At 59.4% G+C, this 17,295-nt stretch carries 15 protein-coding genes and 2 pseudogenes; 3 read left to right on the top strand and 14 right to left on the bottom strand.

Going from position 1 to position 17,295, the window contains the following annotated elements; translation table 11 throughout:
* Positions 1–62: 62 nt before the first annotated feature.
* Entirely contained in the window at positions 63–1,289 is a 1,227-nt protein-coding gene (locus AC0L2Y_RS11675; RefSeq protein WP_473556202.1) for a PAN domain-containing protein, read from the bottom strand.
* Positions 1,273–3,228: an ABC transporter permease gene (locus AC0L2Y_RS11670; protein WP_473556200.1), complete on the bottom strand. Its 1,956-nt coding sequence runs from the start codon at positions 3,226–3,228 to the stop codon at positions 1,273–1,275. Before AC0L2Y_RS11670 ends, AC0L2Y_RS11675 begins: the two co-directional genes overlap by 17 nt.
* Positions 3,229–3,276: 48 nt before the next feature.
* Here AC0L2Y_RS11670 and AC0L2Y_RS11665 point away from each other — a divergent pair.
* A pseudogene (locus tag AC0L2Y_RS11665) lies at positions 3,277–3,833 on the top strand (helix-turn-helix domain-containing protein); the annotation flags it as partial.
* Positions 3,834–3,916: 83 nt separating this feature from the next.
* Here the strand turns inward: AC0L2Y_RS11665 and AC0L2Y_RS11660 are convergent.
* The 12 genes from AC0L2Y_RS11660 to AC0L2Y_RS11605 all read right to left on the bottom strand — a co-directional run bounded on the left by AC0L2Y_RS11660 (position 3,917) and on the right by AC0L2Y_RS11605 (position 15,035).
* A complete protein-coding gene (locus tag AC0L2Y_RS11660; RefSeq protein ID WP_473556198.1) occupies positions 3,917–4,645 on the bottom strand; it encodes a phosphonate C-P lyase system protein PhnL in 729 nt (242 codons plus the stop codon).
* 11 nt (positions 4,646–4,656) lie between these two features.
* Entirely contained in the window at positions 4,657–5,484 is an 828-nt protein-coding gene (locus tag AC0L2Y_RS11655) for an ATP-binding cassette domain-containing protein (protein ID WP_473556196.1), read from the bottom strand.
* Complete coding sequence (locus AC0L2Y_RS11650; RefSeq protein ID WP_473556195.1) at positions 5,484–6,395, bottom strand: alpha-D-ribose 1-methylphosphonate 5-phosphate C-P-lyase PhnJ; 912 nt, start codon at positions 6,393–6,395, stop codon at positions 5,484–5,486. The genes AC0L2Y_RS11655 and AC0L2Y_RS11650 overlap by 1 nt, the downstream gene beginning before the upstream one ends.
* Positions 6,392–7,483, bottom strand: a complete 1,092-nt coding sequence (locus AC0L2Y_RS11645) for a carbon-phosphorus lyase complex subunit PhnI (RefSeq protein WP_473556193.1) — start codon at positions 7,481–7,483, stop codon at positions 6,392–6,394. The genes AC0L2Y_RS11650 and AC0L2Y_RS11645 overlap by 4 nt, the downstream gene beginning before the upstream one ends.
* On the bottom strand, positions 7,483–8,028 hold the full coding sequence (gene phnH / locus AC0L2Y_RS11640) for a phosphonate C-P lyase system protein PhnH (RefSeq protein WP_473556192.1): 546 nt from the start codon (positions 8,026–8,028) through the stop codon (positions 7,483–7,485). Before phnH ends, AC0L2Y_RS11645 begins: the two co-directional genes overlap by 1 nt.
* Positions 8,028–8,486, bottom strand: coding sequence for a phosphonate C-P lyase system protein PhnG (gene phnG, locus AC0L2Y_RS11635; RefSeq protein ID WP_473504693.1), 459 nt, complete (start codon positions 8,484–8,486; stop codon positions 8,028–8,030). The genes phnH and phnG overlap by 1 nt, the downstream gene beginning before the upstream one ends.
* Positions 8,487–8,660: 174 nt before the next feature.
* Positions 8,661–8,858, bottom strand: coding sequence for a DUF1045 domain-containing protein (locus AC0L2Y_RS11630; RefSeq protein WP_473556189.1), 198 nt, complete (start codon positions 8,856–8,858; stop codon positions 8,661–8,663).
* Positions 8,859–9,036: 178 nt separating this feature from the next.
* Positions 9,037–9,942 carry a TIM barrel protein gene (locus AC0L2Y_RS11625; protein WP_473556188.1) on the bottom strand — a complete coding sequence of 302 codons (906 nt, stop codon included), beginning with the start codon at positions 9,940–9,942 and terminating at the stop codon, positions 9,037–9,039.
* 89 nt (positions 9,943–10,031) lie between these two features.
* Positions 10,032–10,862: an ABC transporter permease gene (locus AC0L2Y_RS11620; protein ID WP_473556187.1), complete on the bottom strand. Its 831-nt coding sequence runs from the start codon at positions 10,860–10,862 to the stop codon at positions 10,032–10,034.
* Positions 10,863–10,865: 3 nt separating this feature from the next.
* Entirely contained in the window at positions 10,866–11,822 is a 957-nt protein-coding gene (locus tag AC0L2Y_RS11615) for an ABC transporter permease (RefSeq protein ID WP_473504701.1), read from the bottom strand.
* A complete protein-coding gene (locus AC0L2Y_RS11610) occupies positions 11,819–13,474 on the bottom strand; it encodes an ATP-binding cassette domain-containing protein (protein ID WP_473556184.1) in 1,656 nt (551 codons plus the stop codon). Before AC0L2Y_RS11610 ends, AC0L2Y_RS11615 begins: the two co-directional genes overlap by 4 nt.
* 1 nt (position 13,475) lies before the next feature.
* The gene (locus AC0L2Y_RS11605; RefSeq protein ID WP_473504705.1) at positions 13,476–15,035 is read right to left on the bottom strand and encodes an ABC transporter substrate-binding protein; all 1,560 of its coding nucleotides are present in this window, start codon (positions 15,033–15,035) and stop codon (positions 13,476–13,478) included.
* A 309-nt stretch (positions 15,036–15,344) separates the two neighbouring features.
* On the opposite strand from AC0L2Y_RS11605, the gene phnF reads away from it, so the two are divergent.
* Both phnF and AC0L2Y_RS11595 read left to right on the top strand, forming a co-directional pair.
* On the top strand, positions 15,345–16,097 hold the full coding sequence (phnF, locus tag AC0L2Y_RS11600) for a phosphonate metabolism transcriptional regulator PhnF (RefSeq protein ID WP_473504706.1): 753 nt from the start codon (positions 15,345–15,347) through the stop codon (positions 16,095–16,097).
* A 289-nt stretch (positions 16,098–16,386) separates the two neighbouring features.
* Positions 16,387–16,926 (top strand): annotated as a pseudogene (locus AC0L2Y_RS11595) (Tn3 family transposase).
* Positions 16,927–17,295: the final 369 nt, after the last annotated feature.

Here is a 17,295-nt window from a genome sequence, read left to right as displayed (position 1 = left end):
ACGGTCACTTTGCCAGCTAGCTCATCTGGCCTTCTTGGCACATGATCACGGGCCGGTGCCTTTCAATTGCGGGTGGCTTTGACGCCCGACACCACGCCCTCGTAGGAAGACGATGAGGTCACGGTGTCAAGCATGGCGCACATCTTGTTCGGACCATCAAAATTGAAGCCTAGACATCTCTGATCAGCGCTGCAGGCCAATACGCAGTCGGCGTAGCCGCTCCGCACATTCGCGTAAGCGCCCCCAATGACTACTGTGTCCTTGGCGAAAACGAGGCTAGAGTACTGCAGATTCGCCTTGATGACTCCCTTCGCCGCCATCACTGCATCGGGACTTCTAACCAAAATCGACCCATTATTTTTCATGAAACAGGCGGCGTGTTTCTTATCATAGGTGAGTGCTAAGCAGCGGCGATCTGCTTTGCATTGAGCCTGGCACTGTTCAAGCGAGACATTCCAAGCTGGCATACCCGGCAGATCGTTTCCGATCGCGTCCCATCCGTCCTGCTGCACAGACAGTTCGTCGGCCGCGGCAGCTGCTTCTTTCCGCTCATTGTCCATGTCGAAATCGGTTGGCGCGAACCTGGCCTCGTCGAGCCAGAGGCAATGGCTGGCGAGTTCACGCGCCGACTTGTCGTCAAGGCCTACCGATGCGAGTGTCTCGCTGGACGACACCGGCGCCAACGGCATCGATGTAGGTGAGGGTCTGTTGACAAGTCTTACCTGAACTTCAACTCCGGTGTTTGCCAGCTTCCGCGTGTAGCACCAGGCGGTGTCCCAAGTTGGAGCTTTCTCACTGTCAAAATGATGACCGGACTCGAGTTGCCAGGTGCTGCCAGCGTAGGTCACTTGGCGATTGGCGAACTTGACGAAATCGAACGTATCCGGATTAGCTGGGTCTACGGGCGGCGGCTTCGGCTGCTCGATTGGCGGCGACTTAGGCTTGTCGGTCTTTCCTTCCTGCGCGATTGTCTCGCCACCCGGAATTCTGTCTTCTGATTTCTTCGTCTCTTTTGGCTCGTTTTCGATCGGGTTTGGCGGAATGTTTTGAGTGACCGGCGGCGCCGGTTGGATCACCGTTGGGTCACGATCAAGGACCAGCCATACACCTACGCCAATCCCAATAGCGGCCATTGCGACGGCAGCGCCGCTAGCCATTCGCCGAAATGCATTGGCGCGAGCGATCTTGTCGTGCGCAGCTGCTTCTGCCTGCAGAGTTGGAATCGCCGACCGTTTGATCTGCAGATCGATCGCCTGTTCGAGCAGCTTGGTGTTATGTCGTACGAGCACGTCTACCGCCTCGCTTCGCCCCAGTCGCCGGCTCTTTAAAATCTAATTGCAGTTCACCCTTGAGGGCTTTCTCCATCTCTTTCTGGTCGTATTGTCCTTTTGCAGAAACCTTTACCAGATCGATTACTTCCGGAGGCAGTTCCCTATCTAACGCCCGGCGCAACGCCTCGGGGTCGTCAGTAAGGATAGGCACGTATAGGATCTCTTTGACGACCTTCTCGACTTCGACAGGAACCTCGACGCGCTTCTCTACTTCTCTGTCGAAAGGCACCTGCACGGGTACCTTGCGGACACGGCGCCACCGCCAGCGTAACAGCATTCGACGCAACAAACGCGAGAGTTTGCTATCACGTTGAACTGGGGGCTGTGCGCCGATGCGTTGTAGGGCCAGCGCAACCATCGCCGTGATCGGCCCCGCTAATGCGGCGATGAATGCAAGCGAGGCGAACCAGATCGTCGATACCGTGCCGGCCTGAGGGTCTGTAACGTCTTCCGGCTTCACGCCATACCAGCGAGCTGCCAGCCTACGAATCTGATCGTTGCGGGCGATCGGGAGGCGCTCTGTTTCCAGGCGGTTCAGTTGCGTCGCGATGGCTTCTTGCCGCTGCTGGTTCTTGGCGAGCGTCTCTGACTTGCGAGTCGCGGCTTCCTGAGCGGCCGTTAGCGCTGTACGCGCCTCGTCAAGCTTACGATCCCAATCGGCAGCGGTGCCGTCGTAGAGTTTCTCCAGATCGTTGCGCCTAGCCTCAAGGCGCTGTTTGTCTTGGAGGGTCATCGGAGGACTATCTTTTCGCAGCCTCTCATATTCTGCGCGGGCCGCGGCGACTGCGGGCTCCAATTCCGCCAATTTCGACGCGAATTCGGCCTCTTTTTTGGGCCGCGGGTTAGTTAGCTTGTTCAGCCCTTCTTCGTTGCGCTGCACCGATGCAAGGTCGCCTGTTTCGCGTGCGCTCTTTATGCGATCAACGTAGCTATCCCGCTGTCGCTCGAACTGCTCCACGGCGTCCTTGATCTCTCGATCGCGCCGTTCCACCAGCGCGCTCAGCGCTGCTTGTTTCTCCTCAAGATACTCCTTGGCTCGCGCTGCCGCTGGTGAAAGGGTGATTGCGGCCTGCAGCTCTTCGTCAACCTCTGTTATCCGGGCGCGCAATTTGTCCCGCTCGGTGTCAGCCAACCCACTGAGCTGCTCCAGATTGCTTCGGGCCTTTGCCTCGTCGTCAACGTTTCGCAAGCTTTCGGCTGTTGTCTTGAGAGTCTCGAGCTCTTGCTGGAGTGCCTTAGTTTGGTTGGCGAAGTTCGCATACTGCACCTCGCGCATCGTGCTGGCACGCTCCAATCCGAGAAGGACTGTCTCAAAAGTGATGCCGGCTAATACGAGTAGAAACACCAAGATAACAGGTTTCCAAAACCACGAGGCGCCGAACAGAAGCGTGGCGATTGGGATTTTCGTCAGCTCAGCAATCGCAATCATAAAGAAAGGGGCACTTGCAAGGACAAGGTCCATTGAGTCCGCCGCCTCATTGGCAACAAACCCGCGGTAACTCAGGGCGACGCCGGTTGCTAGACCGATGATCGCCGCAACGATTTCAAGTGCCCACGCACCGCGATACGTCCACTGGCCATAGCTCGCCAGTTTCTGGCTCATTGCCGTGTGCATATGCAATCCCCACCCTTTACCCAACTCATCTTGACATGCGACGCTGGCATTTGCAGCAAAATTTACCGCTAGATACAGCGCAATTTGGAACAGGGTGAATAACCGGCGAGCCGGCGATAAAGGCGTTGTTGTGCTGGACTGATTTGTTTCGAATGGCGCCTTAATGCGTGCACCACTATTAGAGCCCGATGTGTCGCTGATGAGGCGCCCACGTCTTCGGTCCTGACCTGCTACGAAGAGAACAGCCTTCAAATCCTTGGTCAGTCGCTTGAAGGGCACCATGATCGCGACGTCATCTCGGTCGGTCGCCCAATGGCGCAAAAGCGCGGTTCGCCGCAGAAGCATGCGTGGCGGGCGAAGAGCATTCTGATGAGCGATGACGGCTTGGGAACTGTGGCCATTATGGAGGCTACCGGCAAATCGAAGACCTGCTGTTTGGTGATGGCAGGAGCGTTTCATGGCCGAAGGCGTTGATGGCCTTTTGCGCGACAAGAGCCGCCCGCCAGTCATTGCGCCGCTCGATCCCGAACTGGTCGATCAGGTGATCGCTGTGACGCTGGAAACGCCCAAGCAAGACGCCACACACTGGACGGTTCGCGCGATGGCAAAGGCGGTGGGATCGCGGCCTCTTCGGTCGTCAACATATGGCACGAGCATGGTCTTGCACCGCACCGCTAGCGCAGCTTCAAACTGTCGAATGACAAGGCCTTCGCCGAGAAACTGCACGATGTCGTTGGGCTCTACGTCTCGCCGCCGGCCCATGCCATTGTCCTTTCCGTCGATGAAAAAAGCCAGTCCAGGCGCTGGACCGCACCCAGCCAGGGCTTCCTTTAAAGAAGGGGCGGGGTGGCACGATGACCCATGATTACATCATCCACGGACTGACAAAGCCCAGTGCCACAAACGCGTTTAGCATCGCAGAGGCTATCACTATGGATGGAACTAGGGTTCCACGACCACTTCGCGGTTGTCATTGGTCCTCGATCTTGACCGTCTTTAGGGCGATCTCCTGATCAATAAGCCCGGCGACATCTTCCGGATGGTGAAATATCCCGATCATCGCAACACCAGATGCCTTGAGCTGCGTCAGGCGTTCGACCAAGGCCTTGCGGGCGTCACGGTCGAGCGAAGCCGTAGGCTCGTCGAGAAGCAGAAGCCGCTGCGGCAGAATGAGAGCTCGCGCCAGATTTACCTTCTGCTGCTCGCCACCGGAGAAGGTCGACGGATAAGCCGCCCAGAGCTGTTTCTTCACCCCGAACGCACCGAGCCAGCGGCGGGCCTCAACAAGAGCCTCGGCATGCGGAGTGCCGGCGAGCCGCAGAGGTTCTGCAACAACCTCCTCAGCTGCGACGCGAGGTCGAGCATTGAGAAACTGAGTGACGAAGCCGATCTCGCGGCGACGAAGGACGGCAATATCGACATCGGCGGCCGAGGCGAGGTCGATCACGCCCTCCCGCGTGTGATAGTAAGCATGACCCCCTTGTGGCAGGTAAGAGCGGTAGAGGGTCCGCAGCAGCGTTGACTTGCCGGCGCCGTTCTCACCTCTGAGCAGAATGAACTCGCCCTCACGAAGTTCAAAATCAATGTTGTCGAAGGCAAACAGCGTGCGCTTGAGGTGGTGCATTTCAAACTGCTTGGTAAGGCCCTCGACGCGCAACACAGGCGCCGGCGTCTCGGGGATAGAGACCTCGATATTCATGTCTGACACTCTCAAAGCTTGGCGTGGACGAGCTGCTGGGTGTAGGCGTGCTGGGGGTCCTGGAAGATCTGATCCGCCAACCCCTGTTCCACGACCTTGCCGCGACGCATAACCATTACGCGATCGGCCATGGTCCGGATCACACCGAGATCGTGGGAGACGAGAACCATGGTGATGGCGCGGTCCCGCTGCAACCGCTTCAGCGTATCGAGCACAAGTGCCTGAACACTAACGTCCAGACCGGTGGTCGGTTCGTCGAGAAGCAGCACCGCCGGTTCGAGCGCGATTGCCTTCGCGAGTTGCACACGCTGTTGCATGCCGCCAGAGAGTTCGCGTGGCGTCGCATCCATCCGCTCGACCGGAAACTCGGATGCGTCAAGCGACTGCCGCGCCCGTTCACGCAGTTCCGCGAAGTTGCGCTTGCCGGCAATTAGCAGCCGCTCGGCAACGTTGCCACTGCTGGTGTGACCCATCAGGAGGCCAAGATGAGGGTTCTGGTAGACGATACCGATATGCTGTGCTCTCAGCGAGCGCCGCTCGAAGCGGTCGAGCGTGAAGAGATTTCGGTCCTCGCGGCCTGGCAGGGCCAAATGATAACTGCCGGCTTCCGGAGTATTTTCGAGATTCATCATTCTGAGCAAAGTCGACTTGCCGGAACCGGATTCGCCGACGATGCCCAGAACCTCGCCAGGGTAGACGCAGACATTGACATCGCTGAGAGCTTTGACGTCACCGAAATTCTTCGAAATGCCGCGCATGGTAAGCATCGGCTCGGCGAGCATCAGACGCGGTGGCTGGCGGGTGATCTGCGTCGCCGCAGCGAGATTGAGAGCGCTCATCAGTTCATCTTCCCGTTCTTGTACCAGGTATCGCCGATCTCGATCGGCTCACCTTGAGCCTTGCGCATGTGCTTCACGCCGAAATGGCTGTCGGAGAGCTCGAACTTCGCGGAGCCGTCATCTTGCGGCAATTCGTTCATGAAGAAGCCGGTGACATTGGTTCGGTAGCAGGTCTTGTCCTGATGATCCTCGACCCGATAGGGGATATCGTCGAACACCAGCGGTTCCACGCGTGTATGGGGCGGTACGGCGTAAATTCGCTTCTCGCGTCCGGCCGAGAGAATGGTCAGGTGGTCGGCTTCATTGAGCTTCAGCACGTCCCAGCGCGGGATCGGTGAGGGGGAGATGACGTGGCGGCCGTTCACGAGGCTGGGGTACTCCGTATACTGCATAATCCGCCCTGACTTGACGAGTTGTTCGTACAAAATGAGCCAAAGGTGCCCGTAGTCGGCATCACCGTGCATTTCTCGTGCGACCGACATATCTGACTGGACGGTCCGCAACGGTTCGGGATCGGGTACCTGCAACACCAGAACCTGGTCGTCACGCAGTTTCTCTTCAGGAATGCGGTGACGAGACTGAATGATGGTTGCCTTCTGGGTATCCTGTGTCTCCATCACGTCGCCGACTCGGCCAAAGAACTTGCGGATGCTGCAGGCGTTGACGGAATCGTCAGCCCCCTGGTCGATGACCTTGACGACCGCGGTTGGCTTCAGGAGGGTGAGCGTTACCTGCAATCCGCCGGTGCCCCAGCCGCGCGCCATCGGCACTTCGCGACTGGCGTAGGGTACTTGATAGCCGGGTACCGCAATCGCTTTCAAAATGCGCCGGCGAAGTTCCCGTTTGGCCGACTCGTCGAGGAATCCATAGTTGAATGCCGCCCAGGGCCTGGTCAGTTCCTGCAATTTCATAGCGCATCATCCAGCAGTGCTTGTGTCAGCTCTTTCTTGGCGACCGTCGAGACTGATGCCTCGCGGTCAGCTTTGACCCTTCGAAAGGCATCGAGAGCAGACTGGAAGGTTACGTAGTGGGGGAGTTTGAAGTGAATACAAAAGCCGGAGCTTTCGACCGGCTCGGTATGATAGAGGATGAACTCCTCCGTTGCGGCGGAAGCTGGATTTGGCTGGCTGGAAGCAATGTCGAGGGTCGCGGCGGCGATCACTTTTACCTCGTTCCAGCCGAACGTGGCCGAAAAGCCGAGCTCCAGATTCTTCGATTTGGAGATGATCTCGGCCTGGCTCACACGAACGCGGCCGGCGCTGAAGATCGTGCCGCGTGGATGGCGGAGACGGACAGGTGCTTCGGCAAGCCGCAATTCGTTGACGGTGGGGTGGACGTCGCCGTAACCGCGCATCGTGGCATAGCCGAGCGCCAGCGCGCCGCCGGTGTCGGCTCTCGCCAGACTTTGCAGCTTGTGTGCGCGCGGAACTGGGAAGAGCAGTGGCTCGCGCGTCAGGTCCGGGATGTCTTCCGGGGCGACTTCTTCCGCCGGAAGATCGGGGACTATTCCTTGAGCTTTCTGCCAGTCGATCAGCGATGGCTGCGTGGCCGGCGCCGGATGCAGAGCAGGCGGCACGGGTTGGGGCGTGAAATCCTCGCCCATCAAGACACCGACCTGCAGCAGGCGATGGGAATAGTCGAGCGTGGGGCCAAGGATCTGGCCGCCCGGAATATCCTTGAAAGCCGCCGAGATGCGACGGACCGTGAACAGGTCCGGCTGTGTTATAGGGCGGGCGAAGGCGATGCGCGGCTGCGTCGTGCGATAGGCGCGTAGCAGCAGCACGGCTTCGTAAAGATCGCCACCGGCCTGGGAGAGCGCCAATGCCGCCAGATCAGGTTCGTAAAGCGAAGCTTCTCCCATCAAGCGGTCGACGAGATAGGGCAGGTTCTTGCGCACGGCGTCGACCCGGTCGCGGCTGATCGTTCCGAGATCGCATCGAAACAGCCGCTCGGCATGTTCGATGGCCTGCTCGCCACCGCGGGTTGCTACATAGGCCATCAGAGCACCTCGACTGTTGTGGAACGGGGGATGCCGATCACACGGTCGTCATCGACAAGGTAGACATCGAAGCCAAGCGGGTAGCGGATAGCCCGCTGGCGCAACTCCCAGAAGGATGGCGCCACGTCATCGACCGCAATCGTCATGCTGGTCTTGATGCCGGGCCCGGTCATACGCAATCTCGAGCCACTGCCGAGGCGAGCGGGAGCAAACAAGGTGGCGGCCTCGTCGGGATAAGCCAGCGTGCCGACCCGCATGCCTGACAATGCGGCGACTGTTTCAGCCGTGTCGATCCGCGAGAAGATGTATTCGGCTGCGCGCTGCGATAGGGCGCGTGCACCGGTGCGACTTACGGCCTGCTGGGTATCCGGATTGTCCAGCACACAATAGGAGCATTCGCGATCAAGCAGGCTTCCGGCGACCGCCGCCAACCCGCTGGCAGGGAGCGTGCGAATGACCCCCGGGCGGCTGAGCGCCCACATCAGTTCCTCGAAGGCGGCGTTCGTGCGGCTCTCGTCCGCGGTCGGAGCAAGGGTGAGAGGCATCAGAAAGTCTCCATCTGTACGCGGGTGGCCTCGACTTGTCTCAGCCGCTGCCGATCGCTCTCTTCCTGGTGCCGGCGCTCGGCATCGAGGAGCTCGAGTATGACGCTGGCCTGGTGTCGGGCGGCAATGGCTGCGTCGATGACGGCCATCGCCATGGCGTGTTCGAGGTCGCGCCCAACGACAGCCCCATATCCTTCGAGGTCGCGGGCAGGCACTTCGATCTGCGCCTCGGCAACGAGGACTTCCCCCAGGTGGAATGCGGTGCCTTTGACCGTGTCCTGATAGGGAAGCATCGCAAGTCCCGTCCGGTTGCTGATGACCGTAACGTCACCGAAGCCATCCAGAACCCGCTCCGCCAGAGCCTTGATCGCAGCTGGCCGAGCGGATGCGAGGATGCCAAGCGCTTGGCCGTGGTCGTATTGTCCGATGACCGCGTCACCGGTTCTCACTTCATCCATTGTAGTCTCTTTTCTTCCAGCATTGAGGTTATCGAACGCAGAGTAGCCCCTCTCCAGATATTCGAATGTCTTCTAGTGTTATCCGAATATTATGTCTAGCACCATTCCGGTCGCAGCCTGGGATTCGCTCCTTTTTCGAATTCCGCGACCGCAGCCTCGCTGCCGCAACCGGCGTTAATCGACGCATGCGTCGTTGGAGCTCCGCTGAATCATCGGCGCTCTGAAGCCATCGAACTCGCGCACGATCCGTGAGGCGAAGCCGCGCAGGAATGCCATGGGACCGACAGGAACGAGGGCGAAGAAGCCGCCGATCATGCCGATCCGCAGACGGCCGATCGGGCAGGGCAGGGCGCCGTCTGCGAAATCGCGCATCGCCTGTTCCAGGACCTCGACCGATTGACCGCCGGCCAGCCGAAACGGCGCTTTGAGGGTGGGGTGAAATCCGTAGTGGCGCGGGCTCTGTCACGAGATCGTTGGCGATGGAACCGTCGGCTTATTCTCTGCCTTCAGAAAAGCGTCCCGCCCAAGCCTTAAAATTGGTGACGAAGGGTCAGCGGGCAGGGTTCAGCTGGACAAGCCGCCTTGCGCGCTCGAGCGAAGCCGGCTGTTCATCGGCGAACCGGTCACTTTCGATCTCCATGATCAGCATCGTGTCCGGCAGGAATTGCAGTTCCGAGAAGATCGGCTCCCACGGGATGTCGCCCCAGCCAATCGGAAGATGCAGATCCCCGAAGCCATAGCTGGTGGCTTCGACCGGACGGTGGAACTTGCGCATGGTGTTGGGCAAGCCGTAGCTGTCGTGAACGTGAAGATGACCGGTCACCGGCGCCAAGGCGCGCAGCTCTTCTCGGAAGTTCAGTCGTCGTGCGGTCGATGCGATATAGGCGTGGGACAGATCGAGAACGGCAACGACCTGGTCCGAGCCGATCGCGCGCACGGTTGCTGCCACGTCACTCGGGCTCTGCACATACTCACCGTCGGCCGACGCGAAGATGTTTTCAAGGCCAATGCGAGCGCCGTAGCCGGCTGCGACGATCGCCATTTCGGCCAGCGCCTCCCGCTCCATGTCGTCATAGTCCGCGCAGTCTTCGCCTGGAGCCGGATAAGCATGACCGCCGTGTTGGACCAGCAATCCGGCACCGAGGCGGTCGCACAATTCGAGATTGGCCTGCATGACATGCTTGTGAAGATCGAGATGCTCGGGGTCCATGAAATTCGAAATCAACGGCCCATGCAGGGAGAGCCTCTTGAACCCATAGCTACGGACGATCGTCGTGATGCGGGCTGCCCGATCTTTCATGATCCGGCCCCGCGACACGACTTCCTCGGCGTAGATCGGGATTTCGCAGGCGTCCGCGCCGGTCTCGGCAACCTTTCGAAGCGAGGCATTGAACAGTTCCAGGTCGCCTAAGCTTGGGCGGTTATAGAACCCGATTGCACTGATATTGCTGGTCATTGTTGGCCTTTCTAACTCGACTTAGAAGAAAATCCTCTCGTTCCGAGAGGCGATTTTCGTACTGGGGCGATAAGCGTTTCTGGCGTGGGTCAGTCCGCCTCGACGAGATCGCGCGCCCAGTCCCCCAAGACCGAAATGGAGATCGTCGTGATCAAGATCAGGAAGCCGGGCGTCAGCGCGACCCACGGAGCATTGAACAGCTGGTCACGGCCGATCCCGATCAGAAGCCCCAGCGAGACATCAGGAGGCCGAATTCCGACCCCCAGAAAACTGAGGGTCGTCTCCGCCAGGATCGTCTGCGGGAAGTTGATCGACATGTTGACCAGAAGCACTGCCATCGCATTTGGCAAAACTGATCTGGTTATGATCCGGAAGGTTGAGGCGCCCATGATCTGCTGAGCCTGAACATAGGGCTGGCTTTTGGCCGAAAGCGCGATCGCCCGGGCGAGGCGAGCGTAGCGATCCCAGCCATGAAAGATCATGATGGCGACGAACACCGTGAAGTCTGCACTCGGAAGCACGGTGATCAGGGCGAGGATGAGGATCAGGGTCGGTATCGTCGCCTGAAAATCAACGAGCGTGCCAACGATGGCATCGAGAATGCCGCCTATCCAGGCAGCCACAAGACCAAGCGCTGTTCCGACGATTGCTCCTCCGATCGTGCCGACTACCGCGATGGTCAAGGAGACCTGGATGCCGCGCAGAATGAGCGAGAGCATGTCCCGACCCAACGCATCGGTACCGAGCGGATACTGCCATGTTCCGCCCATGAAGACCGGCGCCCTGAAGCGGTCCAGCAGGTTAACCTCTGAGAGATCGCTTGGCGATAGCCACGGAGCTGCCATGACAACCACTGCCAAAAAGGAAAGAACGCAGAAGCAGCCGACGATGGCGGGGGAAAAGTTTTGTCGTAAAATCATTTCTTAACTCTCGCAGATTGTGCGAAGGCGGCGTGCGGACCGGTGGCGCAGATCGGCTATTCTCGGATCGATGAAGCCGTAGGACAGGTCCGCCAGGAGGTTGGCGAGGATCATCGTCACGCCGGTGATGATCATGATCGCCTGTACGACGGCGAAGTCACGAGCGCTCACACTTTCTATCAACAAAGATCCTGTGCCTTGCCAGCCGAACACATTCTCGACCACGGCGGCGTAAGTGACGAATTGCCCGAACTCCAAGGCCGTGATGGTGATCAGCGGCGTCAGCGCATTTGGCAGCGTGTGAACGCGATGGATGATCCCCTCGGATAGACCGCTTGCTCTTGCGGTCTCGACCATCGGGCGCGACAATACCTCGACCATTGCCGAGCGCGTGAAACGCGCATAGGTCCCTATCCCCACGGTCGACAGCGTCGCGACCGGCATAATGTAGGAGGTCCAGTCTACATAGCCGCTGGGCGAAAGCCAGCCGAGTTTCACCGAGAACAGATACATCGCCAGCACGCCCAACAGGAACGAGGGAACCGAAAGGCCGACAACCGACAGCGTGATGGCCAACTTGTCGATGAAGCGCCCCCGATGCATCGCCGAGAGAATCCCAAGCGGCACGCCCAGAGCGATCGACAGCAGGATAGTCGGGAGCACCAGGGACAGTGTCACGGGAATTCGATCCAGAACCAGCGCAAGAGCCGACTCTCCGGTTCGATAGGAGAGACCGAAATTCATGTGCAGCAGTCCGTTGAGATAAATCAGGAACTGCTGCCACAAGGGAAGATTAAGACCCCATTTCTCGCGGAAGGCATCAATGGCGGCCTGGCTGGTGTCTGGACCCAGCAATATTTGCGCGGGATCGCCACTCGCAGCGAGTGCGAAGAACGCAAAAGTCAAAAGCAGAAGGATCGTTATGCAAGCCCGCCCCAGGCGCAAGAGATACCAGTTCATACCGCGGCCTCCTCCTCGGGTAGGTGGCTCAGCGGAGCATCGGGGAGCCTTGGGAGGGCCGCAATCAGGTCCCGGGTGTAGCTCTCAGTCGGGTTGCGAAACAATTCGAACGTCTGGCCTTCCTCGATCAGCTTGCCATGCCGCATGACCACCACCCGGTCGCAGATATGCTGGATGACGGAAAGGTCATGGCTGATGAAGAGGATCGCGAGCGCGTATCTCGCGCGCAGGTCGAGCAGCAGGTCCAGAATCCTGGACTGGATCGACACGTCGAGTGCAGAAACGCTTTCATCGCAGATCAGGACGCGCGGTCGAACCGTCAGTGCGCGTGCGATCGTCGCCCTCTGCCGCTGGCCGCCGGAGAGGTTGCCGGGTTTGCGCTTAAACAGCGTCTCGTCGAGGTGGGTTTCGAGGAGCCGGGAGCGGGCCACACCTTCCCGTTCGCTTTTGTCCCCCAGTCGATGAATATCGAGCGGCTGGCGCACCTGATGAATGATCCTGCCGAGAGGATCGAGCGCGCCGCGGGGGTCCTGGAAAATGTACTGTATTTGCCGCCGCCAAGACGGATCCGGCCTGCTCCAGTCGAGGGTGCGTCCATTCAGCGAGATACGGCCGCCCGCGGGTGTCACCAGGCCGACGGCAGCTTTCGCCAATGTGCTCTTGCCCGAACCGCTTTCGCCGACCAGTCCGACGATCTCGCCTTCGCCGACATCAACGCTGACGTTCCGGAGGGCGTCGAAGCGGCGTCCGTCAGCCGTTTTGTAGCTCACCGAGATATTGTCGAGACGCAATGCCGGATGGCTGGCGGTAGGCACGCCGATCGGGCGCAAGGCGGCCGGCGGAGGGACTTGCGGCATGGTCGCTGAGGCGTGCGGCCGCGGCCGCGGCATGGATGCAATCAGTTGCTTAGTGTAATCGGCGCGGGGAGCCGCGAGAACGGCGGCCGCAGAGCCAGTCTCCACGATTACTCCGTTTCTCAGGACAATGATCTGGTTGCACAGCTGATAGGCCACCGCCAGGTCGTGCGTGACGAATATGATCGACATGCCGCGTTCTGCGGCAATCGCCTTCAGGTGCTTGAGGACGCCGGCCTGGACGGTGACATCGAGCGCCGTGGTCGGTTCATCGGCGATGAGCAACCGGGGTTCACGCGCGAGAGCGCAGGCGATCGCCACCCGCTGGCATTGTCCACCAGACATTTGATGCGGGTAGGAATCGAGAATCTTTCCGGGGTCGACAAAACCGGCCGTCGTCAGCAGTGGGCCCGGATCACCAAGGGTCCGTAGCGCAAGGTGCCGCCTAACCGTCATCAGGGGATCGAGTGCACTCATCGGATCCTGGAATATCATGGCAATGCCATGTCCCCTGAGGCCAGCCAGCAATCGCCGGTCCGACAGGGGGTACGGCCGCCCTTCGAAATTCATCTGTCCTTTGATTTTGGCGCTCGGCGGCAGCAGGCCTGCAATGGCCCGGCACATGACGCTCTTGCCGGATCCGCTTTCTCCGACGATGCCGAGAATTTCTCCGGCCATCAGATCAAAGCTGATGTCGCGCAATGCAGAGCCGCTGTGCCCGGCGGCGAAGGCCACGCTCAGCCGCTGAACCGAGATCAGGGGATGAGCGCGACTTTGACTATGGGGATGCAAGTCCATGTTATCTGAAGCTCACGCCTGTTGTCGTGAGATCCAGATATTCCGTCGGAAGGGCGTTATAGGTCAGGCGATCCTTGCGCACCCCGATGAAATGGGCGGCTGTATAGAAGTTCGCGGTATTCGGATCCTCCTCAAACTTGTCGAGCATCTGGGCAAAGACCACCCGCCGATGCGGCGTATCGATAGACGTCGACAATTCCTCCCCCAGCGCTGCCATGTCAGGAGAGACGGTGAAGAATTTCTGTTTCGCAAACGAGCCGCCGGGCCCGAGGCGGCGCCAGAACTGGCCAAGCGGATCGGGATAGTAGGCGCCGGAGGATGCATCGATGATCGCTCTGTCGGGCGTATCGGCGAGCACCTGCGTCCAGTTTTCCTTGAACTCCAGCTTGACGTTCAGTCCAACGGCTTTCCACATCGACTGTACGATCTGGGCCGTCTCCCCCTGCTTGGTGTAGTAGTTGTGCTGGGTGCGCCAGACGATCTCCTGGCCGTGATAGCCCGCTTCCTTGAGAAGCTGCTTTGCCTTTTCCGGATCATATTCGTCCACCGGACGGCCCTGCAGATACATGTCGCCGAAGGTTTTCAGCTGCCAACCATGCGTCACTTCTGTGCGCCCATCATAGAGGGCTTTCACCAGTGCCTCGCGATCGATGGCGAGGTTCATCGCGTGCCTGAGGCGCGGATCGGCGATCGGGCTATTGATGCTGTCAAAGATGACGCCTCGAATAGTCTCGATCGGCCCGCCGGCGACCGCACCGTTCGGGTTGCCCTCGATCTGCGGAAATTCATCCGTGCCGATTTCCGTGATCATGTCGAACTGGCCGGCGAGGAGGCCCGCAACGCGGGTAGACAGTTCAGGAACCGTGACGAACGTTACCTTATCGGCGGCCGCCTTCGCGTCGCCCCAATAGGCATCGAACCTCTTGAGGGCGGTCGCGCCGCCGACCTCGTGGCTGACAAGCGTGTAGGGCCCGGAGCCCGCATCGAGCTTCGTAAAATCATTGTAGTTTGGAGCTTGCTTCAAAGCCGTTTCGGAAATGATCTGGGCAGGGAAGGTGGCGAAGCGATCGAGCGCAATCGGATCAACAGCCTTGATGTGAATCCGGACCGTCATGTTGTCGAGGGCCTCGATCCTCTCGATGCCGCCGAGAAACTCCTCGGATTCAGTGGGCACCCTTTTATCGCGCCCCAATCTCACATCCGAGAACGTCGCGATGACATCGTTGGCGTCGAAAGTGTCGCCGTTGTGAAACACGACCCCCGGCCTCAGCTTGAACTCAAGGGTCTTCGGATCGAGGGCCTTCCACTCGGTCGCCAGCCCCGGCACGATCTTACCGTCATTGCGGTAGTCGTATCTGACAAGCGTGTCATAAAGAGAAAGCACCACCCGCAGATTGGGGTTGGAGTTCTCGGTGGCCGGATCGAGGTTATCCGGGTTCTTCGGAACGGCGATCGTCAGGTCACGCGCAAAGACTGGCGTGTTGCCGGACAAGGCCGCGACGCCGGCGCTCAGTATTACAATCAGTACCAAGCTCTTGGCTTTCAATCTGCTCTGGTTCATTCGGCTCTCCGGGATATTGGTGGCGGTGCAGCGCTGACGGTGCTTGAGGTCGCGCTTCCTGCGGGCCGCCTGTTGTGAGGCAGCCGAAACATGCCTCAGTTTCACGACATTCGGATGACAAAAAGAGATTCGAATATCAGCGGATCAGGGGACCCAGATTTCAGCGCGCGTCCGAGCTTTGGCCTTTCTAACACAGCGCGCTTGCGGATCAGCCGCGGACATTGCCAACGGAGACGTCGCTGCTTATACTTATTCGAATATGTTGGTCGATCGTCGACCGCACGTGACAAGCAACGGAATGAAGCGACAATGCCGAAGAAACTGATGCACGGCCAGTGGCAAGACGTCGAAGAGGAACTCGCTGCCGACATCACTGCGGGGCGGTTTGCCAAAGGGGCGCCGCTTCCCAAGGAAGCGGAACTGGTGGGACGCTTTGGCGTCGGGCGACATAGCGTCCGACGTGCGATCGCTCAGCTCCAGAGTCGCGGGCTTGTCCAAGTCGAGCATGGGAAAGGGACGTTTGTTCGCGACGGGCGCCTGAACTACCGGCTCTCCGAGCGAACCCGCTTTTCCCAAAACCTCCTCGATCAGGGGCGTGAGCCGTTTGGCAAAGCGATCAAGGAGCGTGTGATCGAGGCTCCTCGGCGAGTCGCCGAGGCGCTAAGGCTTCCGCTCGACGAGCAGGTCTACCATATCGTTCGCCTCGAATACGCCGATGAGGAGCCCGTCAATTTTTCGAACGCATTTTTTCCAGTTCGCCGCTTTCCGGGCTTCGATAAGGCGAGACGCGAAGGACAAACCGTCAGCAGCATTCTAGCCGATTACGGCGTTACCGACTACATTCGTCTGCGTACTGACTTTATTGTGCGCCTGCCGACTAAAGAAGAAGCGCGTCAGTTGATGCAGGCCGAGACGCAGCCGATTCTGCTTCAGAAAAAGGTCGACGTGGATATGAAGGGCACGCCGGTTTCATTTTCGGAGTCCGTGTGGGCAGGAGAGCGTGTCCAGTTCTCGATCGACAACACCAGCCAGTTGCTCAACGCCTTGGCTCAGAGTTTGTAAGGGCGTGAATCCTTCAATGAAAGAACGCAAGGGCACACCCGCTTCGTTCTGTTGCGCCCAGCCGGGAACGAGACCCGGAGATCGTCCCGGTCCTGCGCGCGATGTTCGAAACTCTGCTTGAACTGCCTGCTCCCGGCCAGGCCGACCTCGCACGCTCGAGATGCTCGACCGGCAAGGCTAGAAGGTCGTTGCCTCTCCTGCATGTCGCTGCGGCGATGCCGCAACGACGGACAGGCCGGCGCAAGTTCAGAGCAGCAGCGGAGCGTTTGTCGATAAGCGCGAAACGTACGTGGCGCTGACGAACCACATCGGCGCACCGATCAACACCACGTTGATCCTTGACCATTGGGATGCCGTGCTACATCTGGCCGCCTCGATCACGACGCGCGCCGTCGTCCCTTCGACGATCATTAAGAAGCTCTCGGCCTGTCCGAGGAAAGCCAGTTGGCCAAGTCGCTGCGGGAACTCGACCGGATCGAGTGATCACTGTTCATGATCGAATGGTATTCGAGCACAGCCTTGCGCCGGTGCTGCCAAGCTGGCTCCATAAGCAGCGCATAAGCCCAAACGCGCGGTGTTCTTCCACGAGCGCGGAGAAATCCGCGACCGGTCATTCGAGAGCCAGGCATTCAGCGCTTCCGGTCTCAATCTTGTCGTCAGCGCCATTGGAACACCGTCTATCTTGATCGCGCAACCCGCACCTGCGCACGACGGATCGGATTATCCCGAACGACCTGCTCAAACACGTCTCGCCGCTCACGCTTGCCAGCACCAATCCGACGGGCGGCATGATGTTCATGCTCCGTTCGACCTTAGCGTACAATTTTGAGCAGCTCCTGTTCTGACCCAAATAAAGCAAGACGAGAACAATCCCTCGGATTCCCGGCGAGAGCTTCTTCCGCCTCATGATACTTGATGCCATCAGGTGCGGGCTGGGATGGACCGGTGCAGAGATTAAAAGTTTCTTCTCCGCTTTAGCCGCGCGTGCTTTGATATCAGCAACAGGCGCCGGCGCCCGAGAACAGCCGATGCGGATGCAGTCGCTGCAACCGGACTGATCGCAACAAATCTAGCAGAAGCCACGACATCGTTGGACATCGGAAAGTGCGGATAGCAGTCGGATGACGCGTGAACTCCGCTTCCCACCTAGGAAACTGCCATCCGTGGGAAGATGGCCGGCAACCGACACTACTGCCGG

This window comes from Mesorhizobium sp. WSM4830 (assembly GCF_055811495.1).
This window is presented reverse-complemented; position numbering and strand designations above follow the sequence as displayed.